Raw genomic sequence first — 11,885 nt, 5'->3', positions numbered from 1 at the left:
GTCCAGGCCGGATAAGCGCAGCGCCATCCGGCATGATTGCCTGATGGCGACGCCAGCGCGTCTTATCAGGCCTACAGGGTGCCCCGGTTAACGGTATTGCTTCAGCACGGCACGGCCAAGCGTCAGGATCTGCATCTCGTCAGAACCGCCGGAAACGCGGTCCACGCGCAGGTCACGCCAGAAGCGGGTAACGCGGTGGTTGCCGGCAATCCCTACGCCGCCCAATACCTGCATGGCGCTGTCCACCACTTCAAAGGCCGCATTGGCGCAGAAGTATTTACACATCGCCGCGTCGCCGGAAGTAATGGTGCCGTTATCGGCTTTCCAGGCGGCTTCCAGCAGCATGTTTTTCATGGAGTTTAATTTGATTGCCATATGGGCAAACTTCTCCTGAATCAGCTGGAAACGGCCAATCGTTTCGCCAAACTGCACGCGCTGATTGGCGTAACGCGCCGCATCTTCAAAGGCGCACATTGCAGTACCGTAGTTGGTGAGGGCTACCAGGAAACGTTCGTGATCGAACTCTTCTTTTACGCGGTTAAAGCCATTGCCTTCCCGACCGAACATGTCCTTTTCGTCCAGTTCAACATCGTCAAAGTTGATTTCACAGCAGCTGTCCATGCGCAGGCCGAGCTTCTCCAGTTTATTGACTTTGATGCCGGGTTTGCTCATGTCGACAAACCATTCGGTATAAACCGGTTTGTCCGGGGAAGCGCCGTCTCTTGCCATTACCACGATGTAAGGGGTGTAGGCGCTACTGGTAATAAAACACTTACTGCCATTAAGATAAACCTTACCATTTTTGCGGGTATAGGTGGTTTTTAAACTGCCCACATCCGATCCGGCTCCCGGTTCCGTGATGGCAGAGTTCCACATCTGTTTACCCGTCCCCTGGAAGGCCATAATCTTATCAATCTGCTCCTGGGTACCTTCACGCAGGAACGTATTAAAACCACCGGGTAACTGATACAGAACATATGTCGGCGCACCCAGGCGTCCAAGTTCCATCCAGACGGCGGCAACGGTGACGAAGCCGGCTTCCAGGCCGCCGTGTTCTTCAGGGATCAACAGGCTATCGATGCCCATATCCGCCAGCGCTTTCACAAAACGCTCCGGATAGACGCTGTCACGATCGCACTCGGCAAAATAAGCTTCCCAGTTTTCACTGGCCATCAGTTCACGAATACCGGCGACAAACAGTTCCTGCTCATCATTTAAATTGAAATCCATCTTCTAACCTCTATGTCGTGGGGTAATTAGGTTTATTTATCTTTCCAGTGCACTTTGGCGTCTTTGATAAAAGAAAGCGTCACCATGATGTTGACGAAGAACAGGGGGCACCCTCCGGCGATAATCGCGGTTTGAATCGGCTTCAGCCCGCCAAGCGCCAGCAAAACGATGCCGATGATGCCGACCAGCACGGACCAGCCAATACGTACCAGCAGCGGCGGTTCTTCGCCGTCACGGACTTCGCGACAGGTGGACATTGCCAGGGTATAGGAGCAGGCGTTAATCAGCGTAACGGTGGCAATAAAGCAAAGGATAAAGAATCCCCACATCGTGGCGGTACTGAGCGGCAGGGCGGCCCAGGTTTCGATAATCGCGCGCGCCACGCCATGCTGTTCAATCAGCTGCGGAATGTTGATGATGTTTTTGTCGATCAGCAGCAGGGTGTTGCTACCGAGTACGGTCCACAGGATCCAGGTGGAGGCCGTCAGACCCAGCACCATCCCGAAGCACAGCTCACGGACGGTACGACCGCGAGAAATACGCGCCAGGAAGATACTCATCTGGATGGCGTAAATTACCCACCATGCCCAGTAGAAGACGGTCCAGCCCTGTGGGAAGCCGCCTTTGGCAATCGGGTCGGTATAGAACAGCATCCGCGGCAGGTACATCAGCAACATACCGACGGAATCGGTGAAGTAATTCATGATGAAGCTGGCACCGCTGACGATGAACACCCAGCCGAGCATCAGAAAACTCAGGTAGCTGCGCACGTCGCTGGCGATTCTGACCCCTTTTTGCAGGCCGCAGGCCACGCAAATGGCGTTCAGAATGATCCAGCAGGTAATAATGATGGCGTCCAGCTGCAGCGTATGCGGGATGCCGAACAGATACTGCATACATTCGGTCACCAGCGGTGTGGCCAGACCGAGACTGGTGCCCATCGCGAAGATCAGCGCCACCAGATAGAAGTTATCAATGATGGTGCCGAACAGCCCTTTGGCATGTTTTTCACCAACCAGCGGTACCAGGGTGGAACTGGGGCGAATGACGTCCATTTTGCGGACAAAGAAGAAGTAGGCGAACGCGACCGAAAGGAAGCTATAGGTTGCCCACGGCAAGGGTCCCCAGTGGAACAGGCTGTAGGCAAGACCAATCTCTTTTGCGCTGGTGGAGTTCGGTTCCAGGCCAAACGGCGGGGTGGAGATATAGTAGTAAATCTCTATAGAGCCCCAGAACAGCACGGCAGCCGAGGTGCAGGAGGCGAACATCATGAAGATCCAGCTGGCGGTGCTGAATTCAGGTTTCTCATCACCCAATTTCTTTTTGGCATAAGGGCCAAAAACCAGCCAGAACCAGCCGATGAGCATAATAACCATATACCATTCGAACGCCCAGCCCCAGACAGTAGTGACGTAACTGAATACCGCATTAATAACGACATTCGCGGCGTCGAGATCGCGAACCGTTAGCCAGCAAAGGATCCCGACTATTATTAACGGCGGGAAAAAAACCTTCGGTTCAATTCCTGACTTTCTCTTTTCATTTTTCATGAGTTAATTCCAGTGTGAAAACGAAATTTATTTAGCGTTCCCGTTTGTTTTATTTTTATTAATAATTTGTTGATAACTATTTAACCTCAGAACGCGTTGACGAGTAACTCATAATGGGTATTCATTTCGCGGCATTCTGTTACCTTTATCACACTTTTTGCCAGGGCTGTCAGACTCGCTTTTTGCTCATTTTATTTAATAAAATCATGTTGTTATTTGGTTGTTTGTTGGCTTTTAATCCATTTAGCGTTCAATATTGGTGATCCGTGAAACAATATTGAAAGTTTTTATATTCAGGCCGCACCGTTCAATATTGGTGAGGTACTTAACAATATTGAAAGTTACGAATATCAGTGTGTGACATTTTCAATATTGGTGATTAAGGTTTTAATTCAGAATTAAAGAGCGTGATATCTGTATTTAAGCGTGCCGATATAGACGACGTTTCCTTCATGATTTCTGGAGATGCAATGAAGATAATTACTTGCTACAAGTGCGTACCTGATGAACAGGATATTGCGATTAATAATGCTGATGGCTCACTGGATTTCAGCAAAGCGGATGCAAAAATCAGTCAATACGATCTGAATGCTATTGAAGCGGCCTGCCAGTTAAAACAGCAGCTCGGCGATGCGCAAGTTATCGCGATGAGCGTGGGTGGTAAAGCGCTGACGAATGCGAAAGGGCGCAAAGATGTGCTTTCTCGCGGCCCTGATGAACTGGTGGTCGTGATTGATGACCAGTTTGAACAGGCGCTTCCCCAGTACACTGCCGCTGCGCTGGCCGCCGCCGCGCAAAAAGCGGGTTTCGATCTCATCATCTGCGGCGACGGCTCTTCCGATCTTTACGCACAGCAGGTCAGCCTGCTGGTAGGCGAAACGCTAAATATTCCAGCTATCAACGGCGTGAGTAAAATTCTCTCCCTGACGGAAAGTACGCTTACCGTTGAACGTGAGCTGGAAGATGAAATTGAAACTCTGAGTATTCCCCTCCCGGCGGTGGTGGCGGTCTCTACAGACATCAACGCGCCGCAAATCCCGTCGATGAAAGCGATTCTGGGCGCGGCGAAGAAGCCGGTTCAGGTCTGGTCTGCCGCAGATATTGGTTTCAGCGCGCCTGGCGTGTACTCCGTGCAGAAGGTTGCCGCGCCGAAACAGCGTGAGCGTCAGCGGGTGGTCATTGAAGGGGATGGCGAAGAACAGATCGCCGCGTTTGTCGAAAGCCTGCGCAAAGTCATTTAATTATCAGGGGATGTTATGAACAAGTTTTCTCATGTTTGGGTATTCAGCGATACCCCTTCTCGTCTGCCGGAACTGATGAGTGGCGCGCAGGCCTCGGGTGAACAAATTAATGTGTTTGTGCGCAGCGATGCCGAAGGGGAGACGGCAATCCAGTCAGGCGCGAACCACATATGGCTTTTGTGCGGTAAGCCGGACGATCGCATGGTGGAAGATTATGCCGACGCGATGGCGCAAACCATTCGCCAGCAGAGTGATGCTGGTCTGGTGCTGCTGCCGAACACTCGTCGCGGCAAACTGCTGGCGGCAAAGCTGGGTTATCGCCTCTGTGCGGCGGTCTCTAACGACGCCAGTGCGGTGACGCAGCAGGATGGTCATACAACGGTTAAACATATGGTTTATGGCGGTCTGGCCATTGGCGAAGAGACGATTACCTCGCCTTTTGCGGTCATGACCCTCAGCAGCGGAACGTTTGAGGCCATGCAGCCGGACGCCGGACGCCGCGGCGAAACGCACGTCGTGCAGTGGCAGGCGCCGGAAGTTGCCGTGACGCGTACCGCGACGCAGGCACGTCAGAGCAACAGCGTCGACCTCGATAAAGCGCGTCTGGTGGTCAGCGTTGGGCGCGGCATCGGCAGCAAAGAGAATATCGGGCTTGCGCAGGCGCTGTGTCAGGCAATGGGGGCAGAGCTGGCCTGTTCACGTCCGGTGGCGGAAAACGAAAAATGGATGGAGCACGAGCGTTACGTTGGTATTTCAAACCTGATGCTCAAACCGGAACTGTACCTGGCCGTGGGGATCTCCGGACAGATCCAACACATGGTGGGGGCCAACGGAGCGCAGACCATTTTTGCCATTAATAAAGATAAGAATGCGCCAATCTTCCAGTATGCGGATTACGGCATCGTCGGCGACGCGCTGAAGATCCTGCCTGCGCTGACGACGGCACTGGCGCGTTGATCTATTTGGGCAGAGCCGGATATATCCCATTAAGCGATGACGGATATGGGCTCTGCCGCTAACAGGGAGTATTTATGTCCGAAGATATCTTTGATGCCATCATCGTGGGTGCAGGGCTGGCCGGGTCGGTAGCCGCACTGGTGCTCGCCCGCGAAGGGGCACAGGTGTTGGTTATCGAACGCGGCAATTCCGCTGGCGCGAAGAATGTCACCGGCGGGCGCATTTATGCCCATAGCCTGGAGCGCATTATTCCGGGCTTTGCGGAGCAGGCACCCGTTGAGCGAACGATCACCCACGAAAAACTCGCCTTTATGACCGATACAGGGGCGATGACGGTGGACTATCTCAATGGCGAGGAGGTCGCGCCGTCTCAGGTCTCTTACTCGGTGCTACGCAGTAAATTCGATGCCTGGCTGATGGAACAGGCGGAAGAGGCGGGAGCGCAGCTGATTACCGGTATCCGCGTGGATAACCTGGTTCAGCGCGACGGTAAAGTCGTTGGCGTTGAGGCCGATGGCGACATTATTGAATCAAAAGTGGTGATCCTGGCTGATGGGGTTAACTCCCTGCTGGCAGAGAAATTAGGCATGGCGAAGCGCGTCAGTGCTGAACATGTTGCGGTAGGGGTGAAGGAGCTGATCGAACTGCCCGAATCGGTCATTGCGGATCGCTTCGGATTACAGGGAAACGAAGGCGCCGCCTGTCTATTCGCCGGTTCTCCTACCGATGGTCTGATGGGGGGCGGCTTCCTCTATACCAATAAAACAACCCTCTCTCTGGGGCTGGTTTGCGGTCTTCACCATCTGAAAGACGCGAAGAAATCGGTCCCCCAAATGCTGGAAGATTTTAAACAGCATCCGGCGGTCGCCCCGCTGATTGCTGGCGGTAAGCTGGTGGAATATGCCGCACACGTTGTCCCGGAAGCGGGAATGAATATGCAGCCTGAGCTGGTTGGCGATGGCGTACTGATTGCCGGTGATGCCGCTGGAATGTGTATGAATCTCGGATTTACCATTCGAGGGATGGATCTGGCCGTGGCTGCCGGGGAAGCGGCAGCGAAAACGGTGCTTTCTGCAATGCAAAACAACGATTTCAGTCGTCAGGGACTCACGGCATACCGTCAGCATCTGGATAACGGGCCTGGTCGGGACATGCGGATGTACCAGCGTCTGCCTGCTTTTCTCGATAACCCCCGTATGTTTACCCGCTACCCGGAAATGGCGGTGGGGATCGCCCGCGATCTGTTTACCGTCGACGGCAGCGCGCCGGTACCGATGCGTAAGAAAATCCTGCGCCATGCGAAGAAGGTGGGCTTTATCAACCTGCTGAAGGATGGTCTTAAAGGAGTGACCGTATTATGACTTCTCCCGTCAATGTGGACGTCAAGCTGGGCGTCAATAAATTCAATGTGGATGAAGAGAATCCACACATCATTCTGAAAACGTCTCCGGACAAGCAGGTGCTGGAGGTGCTCATCAAGGCCTGTCCCGCCGGGCTGTACAAAAAGCAGGACGACGGCAGCGTGCGCTTTGATTACGCCGGATGCCTGGAGTGTGGCACCTGTCGAATTCTTGGACTCGATACGGCGCTGGAGAAATGGGAGTACCCCCGCGGCACCTTCGGGGTGGAATTTCGCTACGGCTAAATCTGTTGTCGGATGACGGCTTCGCCTTATCCGGCCCGCAGGCACAGTACTCAGGCCTTAACGCTACGCGCCATCAGGCATCAAGTTAAAACAAAACAGGACGCGGCTATGCAGCAGCCAAGGAACTTTGACGACATTAAATTCTCATCCGTTCACCGCAGGATCATGCTGTGGGGAAGCGGTGGCCCGTTCCTGGACGGTTATGTGCTGGTCATGATTGGCGTCGCGCTGGAGCAGCTAACTCCCGCGCTGAAGCTGGATGCGCAGTGGCTGGGATTGCTGGGGGCTGGGACGCTGGCCGGGCTGTTTGTCGGCACGTCGCTGTTCGGTTATATCTCGGATAAAGTTGGGCGGCGCAAAATGTTTCTCATCGATATCGTCGCCATTGGGGTGATATCGGTGGCGACGATGTTTGTCTCTTCGCCGATGGAGTTGCTCGTAATGCGTGTGCTGATTGGGGTGGTGATTGGCGCCGATTACCCCATCGCCACCTCGATGATCACTGAGTTTTCCAACACCCGCCAGCGCGCTTTCTCAATCAGTTTTATTGCTGCGATGTGGTACGTCGGTGCAACCTGCGCCGATCTGGTCGGCTACTGGCTGTACGATGTGGAGGGCGGATGGCGCTGGATGCTGGGGAGCGCAGCGATTCCCTGCATCATGATCCTGATTGGACGTTTTGATCTTCCCGAATCACCGCGCTGGCTCCTGCGTAAAGGGCGGGTGAAAGAGTGTGAGGAGATGATGATTAAACTGTTTGGCGAACCGGTCGCGTTCGATGACGAACCGCCGCAAGAGACTCGCTTCCTCCAGCTGTTTAATCGCCGTCACTTCCCGTTTGTCCTGTTTGTTGCCGCCATCTGGACCTGCCAGGTTATTCCGATGTTCGCCATTTATACCTTTGGTCCGCAGATCGTTGGCCTGCTGGGGTTGGGGGTCGGAAAAAGCGCGACGCTGGGCAATGTGGTGATCAGCCTGTTCTTTATGCTGGGGTGTATTCCGCCGATGTACTGGCTCAACAGTATGGGACGGCGGCCGCTGCTGATCGGCAGCTTTGTAATGATGACGTTGGCGTTGGCTGTACTGGGGCTTATTCCTGAAATGGGGATCTGGCTGGTGGTTACGGCATTTGCGGTGTATGCCTTTTTCTCCGGCGGGCCCGGTAACCTTCAGTGGCTCTATCCGAATGAGCTGTTTCCGACGGATATTCGCGCCTCTGCCGTTGGCGTGATCATGTCCCTGAGCCGAATCGGCACCATTCTTTCAACCTGGGCGCTGCCGATCTTTATCACCAAATACGGTATCAACCATGTCATGCTGATGGGGGCAGGGATCTCGCTGATTGGTCTGCTGGTCTCTGTCGCCTTTGCGCCGGAGACGCGCGGATTGACGTTGTCCCAGACGAGCAGTATGACCATGCGCCGCAAGCCGTTGCGTTAAGGGAAACCTTCAGAGTGTTCTGTATTTGCTTTTGCGTTCAGCTGATGAGTCTATACTCGTCATACTTCAGGTTGCAGATGCGTTGGCTTTGTTACCGGGCCCATTCCTGGGCCTCGCCCCTTCGGGGCCAGCACAAGCAGCGTTCAAAACGACTACACGTTTTGTCCTGCAACTCGAATTATGTAGAGTATCATAGTTAATCGGTATGTTAATGAAAATGAAAGAAAAACAGGGAGAACACCATGCAAAAACATATCCTCATCGCGTCTATTTTTGCCACAGCAACGCTGTTTACCGTCGCGGGCTGTTCCTCTAACCAGGCTGTGAAAACGACCGATGGCCGAACCATTGTCACTGACGGGAAACCGCAGGTTGATGACGATACGGGCCTGGTTTCGTATAAAAATGCCCAAACCGGGAAAACGGAACAAATTAACCGCGACCAGGTAAAAAATATGAGCGAACTGGATAACTAATTCCTGCGCTTCATCCTTCAGGCTACATCCGTGTTGGCCGCGCTCATTCACTCCAGTCACTGACATGAGTTAGCTTCTGGGGATGAATGAGGGTCATTCATCCCCTACCGATTCCCACACCGAAGGCAGCCTCCGTCTGTGCACATTCGTGCAAGGCGCATTTGTCACCTGATGCAGCCTGAATGAATTTGTACACAGGCCTCAATAATATTGACTTTTAGCCTGCTGATTAACTGTCTAAACTCATTGTTATTACAATCATGCAGTAACAGCAGGCAAATCATGATTCTCATTATTTATGCGCATCCCTATCCGCAGCACTCGCATGCAAATAAACGGATGCTGGCACAGGCAAGAACGCTGGAAGGCGTCGAAGTTCGTTCTCTTTATCAACTCTATCCTGATTTCAATATCGATATCACTGCGGAACAAGAGGCGCTCTCTCGCGCCGATCTGATCGTCTGGCAGCATCCTATGCAGTGGTACAGCGTTCCCCCTCTTCTCAAACTGTGGATGGACAAAGTTCTTTCGCACGGCTGGGCCTACGGTCATGGCGGCACGGCGCTACGCGGTAAACATATGATGTGGGCAGTGACGACCGGCGGTGGCGAAAGTCACTTCGACATCGGCTCCCATCCGGGGTTTGACGTGCTCTCACAGCCGCTGCAGGCGACGGCGCTTTACTGCGGTCTTCACTGGTTACCGCCTTTTGCCATGCACTGTACCTTTATCTGCGATGACGAGACGCTGCAGGCGCAGGCGCGTCATTACAAGCAGCGTCTGATGGCGTGGCAAGAGGTGAATAATGGATAGCCATACCCTGATACAGGCGTTGATTTATCTCGGATCGGCGGCGCTGATCGTCCCGATTGCCGTACGTTCAGGTCTCGGCTCCGTTCTGGGTTACCTGATTGCCGGTTGTATCATCGGCCCCTGGGGGCTGCGTCTGGTTACCGACGCCGAATCTATTCTGCACTTTGCTGAAATAGGTGTGGTGTTGATGCTGTTTGTCATCGGTCTTGAGCTGGATCCGCAGCGCTTATGGAAACTCCGCGCATCAGTGTTTGGCGGTGGCGCGTTGCAGATGGTGGTTTGTGGCGGTCTGATTGGTCTGTTCTGTATGCTCCTGGGTCTGCGCTGGCAGGTGGCGGAGCTGATTGGTATGACGCTGGCGCTCTCTTCGACGGCGATTGCCATGCAGGCGATGAATGAACGCAACCTGACCGTGTCGCAAATGGGGCGTAGCGCGTTTGCGGTGCTGCTGTTCCAGGATATTGCGGCGATCCCGTTGGTGGCAATGATCCCACTGCTGGCAACCAGCGGCGCCTCTACTACGCTGGGGGCGTTTGCGCTCTCTGCGCTGAAGGTCGCCGGTGCGCTGGTGCTGGTGGTTCTGCTGGGGCGCTATGTCACCCGGCCGGCGCTGCGTTTTGTCGCCCGTTCCGGACTGCGGGAAGTGTTCAGCGCCGTGGCGCTGTTCCTGGTATTTGGCTTTGGACTGCTGCTTGAAGAAGTGGGGCTGTCGATGGCGATGGGCGCATTTCTGGCGGGTGTCCTGCTGGCAAGCTCAGAGTACCGTCATGCGCTGGAGAGTGATATCGAGCCGTTCAAAGGGCTGCTGCTGGGGCTGTTTTTTATCGGCGTCGGGATGTCTGTCGACTTCGGCACGCTCATTGATCATCCGCTGCGGATCATCATTTTGCTGGTCGGTTTTCTGGTCATCAAAACGGGGATGCTATGGCTGATAGCTCGCCCCTTAAAGGTGCCCAACAAACAGCGTCGCTGGTTTGCGGTCCTGTTAGGGCAGGGAAGTGAATTTGCTTTTGTGGTCTTTGGGGCGGCCCAGATGGCTAACGTTCTTGAACCCGCGTGGGCAAAAGCGTTGACGCTGGCGGTGGCGCTTTCGATGGCGGCAACGCCGATTTTACTGGCGATCCTGACGCGTCTTGAGAAATCAGCTTCCGGTGAAGAGCGTGAAGCAGACGAAATTGATGAAGAGCAACCGCGGGTGATCATCGCCGGGTTTGGTCGCTTTGGTCAGATCACTGGCCGTTTGTTGCTGTCGAGCGGCGTGAAGATGGTAGTACTTGACCACGATCCGGATCATATCGAAACGCTGCGTAAATTCGGTATGAAGGTCTTTTATGGCGATGCCACACGTATGGACCTGCTGGAGTCTGCGGGTGCAGCAAAAGCAGAAGTGCTGATCAATGCGATTGACGATCCGCAGACCAGTCTGGAACTGACGAAAATGGTGAAGGAACATTTCCCGACGCTGCAAATTATCGCCCGCGCCCGCGATGTCGATCATTACATTCTTCTGCGCCAGGCCGGTGTGGAGCAACCGGAGCGTGAGACTTTTGAAGGGGCGTTAAAAACCGGACGTCTGGCGCTGGAAAGTCTCGGACTCGGACGCTATGAGGCACGCGAGCAGGCCGATCTGTTCCGCCGTTTTAATACCCGGATGGTGGAGGAGATGGTGAAAGGAGACAATGACGCCACGTCCCGCGCCGCCGTCTATAAACGCACGAGCGCGATGCTGAGTGAGATCATCACGGAAGATCGCGAACATCTTTCGTTAATTCAACGTCATGGCTGGCAAGGCACAGAAGAGGGGAAGCATACGGGAGACGTCGCCGATGAGCCGGAAATGAAACCGTCAGCATAAGTAAAAAATGTGATGTACTGCAAACTTTACTGCTAACAGATTGTTTTTGAACTACTGTAATGCAGACGCTCCACTTTAAATAAGTCGGGTCGCCAGCAGAACGAAAAATTTTCGTGCGCAAGCTCTTTCCGCCAGTCGACGAAAGATTGCTCTTTCCGTATAGTGGCGACAATTTTTTTGTATCCGGGAAACATTCAATGATCAGTCTGATTGCGGCGTTAGCGGTGGATCGCGTGATCGGTATGGAAAATGCCATGCCGTGGAACCTGCCTGCCGACCTCGCCTGGTTTAAACGTAATACGTTAAACAAACCTGTCGTCATGGGACGCCATACCTGGGAATCCATCGGACGACCGTTGCCAGGGCGTAAGAATATCGTTATCAGCAGCCAGGCTGGCACCGACGATCGCGTGCAGTGGGTGAAGTCTGTTGATGAAGCGATTGCCGCTTGTGGCGATGCGCCAGAAATTATGGTGATCGGCGGTGGACGCGTGTACGAACAATTTCTGCCGAAGGCGCAGAAACTCTATCTGACGCATATTGATGCCATCGTTCCAGGGGATACCCATTTCCCGGACTACGAACCGGACGACTGGGAATCCGTGTTCAGTGAATTCCATGACGCCGATGCACAGAACTCTCATAGCTACTGCTTCGAGATTCTGGAACGTCGTTAAA

The 11,885-nt window shown here is 53.8% G+C and carries 11 protein-coding genes; 9 read left to right on the top strand and 2 right to left on the bottom strand.

Annotation, left to right across the window (positions count from 1 at the left end; all coding sequences use genetic code 11):
* Window positions 1-87: 87 nt before the first annotated feature.
* Both caiA and caiT read right to left on the bottom strand, forming a co-directional pair.
* Window positions 88-1,230, bottom strand: coding sequence for a crotonobetainyl-CoA dehydrogenase (gene caiA, locus C3432_RS18615; RefSeq protein ID WP_103778047.1), 1,143 nt, complete (start codon window positions 1,228-1,230; stop codon window positions 88-90).
* A gap of 32 nt (window positions 1,231-1,262) precedes the next feature.
* Window positions 1,263-2,780: an L-carnitine/gamma-butyrobetaine antiporter gene (gene caiT / locus C3432_RS18610; RefSeq protein ID WP_103778046.1), complete on the bottom strand. Its 1,518-nt coding sequence runs from the start codon at window positions 2,778-2,780 to the stop codon at window positions 1,263-1,265.
* Between the two features lie 470 nt (window positions 2,781-3,250).
* Here caiT and C3432_RS18605 point away from each other — a divergent pair, with 470 nt between their 5' ends.
* The 9 genes from C3432_RS18605 (at window position 3,251) to folA (ending at window position 11,884) form a co-directional block, all read left to right on the top strand.
* The gene (locus C3432_RS18605) at window positions 3,251-4,021 is read left to right on the top strand and encodes an electron transfer flavoprotein FixA (protein WP_103778045.1); all 771 of its coding nucleotides are present in this window, start codon (window positions 3,251-3,253) and stop codon (window positions 4,019-4,021) included.
* Window positions 4,022-4,036: 15 nt separating this feature from the next.
* Entirely contained in the window at window positions 4,037-4,978 is a 942-nt protein-coding gene (locus C3432_RS18600; RefSeq protein WP_103778044.1) for an electron transfer flavoprotein subunit alpha/FixB family protein, read from the top strand.
* A 74-nt stretch (window positions 4,979-5,052) separates the two neighbouring features.
* A complete protein-coding gene (locus tag C3432_RS18595) occupies window positions 5,053-6,339 on the top strand; it encodes an FAD-dependent oxidoreductase (protein ID WP_103778043.1) in 1,287 nt (428 codons plus the stop codon).
* Complete coding sequence (gene fixX, locus C3432_RS18590; RefSeq protein WP_103778042.1) at window positions 6,336-6,623, top strand: ferredoxin-like protein FixX; 288 nt, start codon at window positions 6,336-6,338, stop codon at window positions 6,621-6,623. The genes C3432_RS18595 and fixX overlap by 4 nt, the downstream gene beginning before the upstream one ends.
* A gap of 108 nt (window positions 6,624-6,731) precedes the next feature.
* Entirely contained in the window at window positions 6,732-8,063 is a 1,332-nt protein-coding gene (locus tag C3432_RS18585) for an MFS transporter (RefSeq protein ID WP_103778041.1), read from the top strand.
* Between the two features lie 242 nt (window positions 8,064-8,305).
* Window positions 8,306-8,539 (top strand): YgdI/YgdR family lipoprotein, encoded by a 234-nt coding sequence (locus C3432_RS18580; protein ID WP_103778040.1) that lies wholly within the window; start codon window positions 8,306-8,308, stop codon window positions 8,537-8,539.
* A gap of 282 nt (window positions 8,540-8,821) precedes the next feature.
* Window positions 8,822-9,352, top strand: a complete 531-nt coding sequence (kefF, locus tag C3432_RS18575) for a glutathione-regulated potassium-efflux system oxidoreductase KefF (RefSeq protein ID WP_103778039.1) — start codon at window positions 8,822-8,824, stop codon at window positions 9,350-9,352.
* Window positions 9,345-11,207, top strand: a complete 1,863-nt coding sequence (gene kefC / locus C3432_RS18570; protein ID WP_103778038.1) for a glutathione-regulated potassium-efflux system protein KefC — start codon at window positions 9,345-9,347, stop codon at window positions 11,205-11,207. Before kefF ends, kefC begins: the two co-directional genes overlap by 8 nt.
* Before the next feature lie 197 nt (window positions 11,208-11,404).
* The gene (folA, locus tag C3432_RS18565; RefSeq protein ID WP_103778037.1) at window positions 11,405-11,884 is read left to right on the top strand and encodes a type 3 dihydrofolate reductase; all 480 of its coding nucleotides are present in this window, start codon (window positions 11,405-11,407) and stop codon (window positions 11,882-11,884) included.
* The last annotated feature ends 1 nt before the right edge of the window (window position 11,885 follow it).

Origin of the sequence: Citrobacter amalonaticus (genome assembly GCF_002918555.1) — a bacterium.
Taxonomy (GTDB): Bacteria; Pseudomonadota; Gammaproteobacteria; order Enterobacterales; family Enterobacteriaceae; genus Citrobacter_C; species Citrobacter_C amalonaticus_A.
Note: the sequence above shows the minus strand (reverse complement) of the source record. Positions and strands in the feature narration are given on the sequence as shown.

Coding starts and splice junctions, on each gene's coding strand:
- caiA (WP_103778047.1), bottom strand. CDS start 1,230: ATGGATTTCAATTTAAATGATGAGCAGGAACTGTTTGTCGCCGGTATT.
- caiT (WP_103778046.1), bottom strand. CDS start 2,780: ATGAAAAATGAAAAGAGAAAGTCAGGAATTGAACCGAAGGTTTTTTTC.
- C3432_RS18605 (WP_103778045.1), top strand. CDS start 3,251: ATGAAGATAATTACTTGCTACAAGTGCGTACCTGATGAACAGGATATT.
- C3432_RS18600 (WP_103778044.1), top strand. CDS start 4,037: ATGAACAAGTTTTCTCATGTTTGGGTATTCAGCGATACCCCTTCTCGT.
- C3432_RS18595 (WP_103778043.1), top strand. CDS start 5,053: ATGTCCGAAGATATCTTTGATGCCATCATCGTGGGTGCAGGGCTGGCC.
- fixX (WP_103778042.1), top strand. CDS start 6,336: ATGACTTCTCCCGTCAATGTGGACGTCAAGCTGGGCGTCAATAAATTC.
- C3432_RS18585 (WP_103778041.1), top strand. CDS start 6,732: ATGCAGCAGCCAAGGAACTTTGACGACATTAAATTCTCATCCGTTCAC.
- C3432_RS18580 (WP_103778040.1), top strand. CDS start 8,306: ATGCAAAAACATATCCTCATCGCGTCTATTTTTGCCACAGCAACGCTG.
- kefF (WP_103778039.1), top strand. CDS start 8,822: ATGATTCTCATTATTTATGCGCATCCCTATCCGCAGCACTCGCATGCA.
- kefC (WP_103778038.1), top strand. CDS start 9,345: ATGGATAGCCATACCCTGATACAGGCGTTGATTTATCTCGGATCGGCG.
- folA (WP_103778037.1), top strand. CDS start 11,405: ATGATCAGTCTGATTGCGGCGTTAGCGGTGGATCGCGTGATCGGTATG.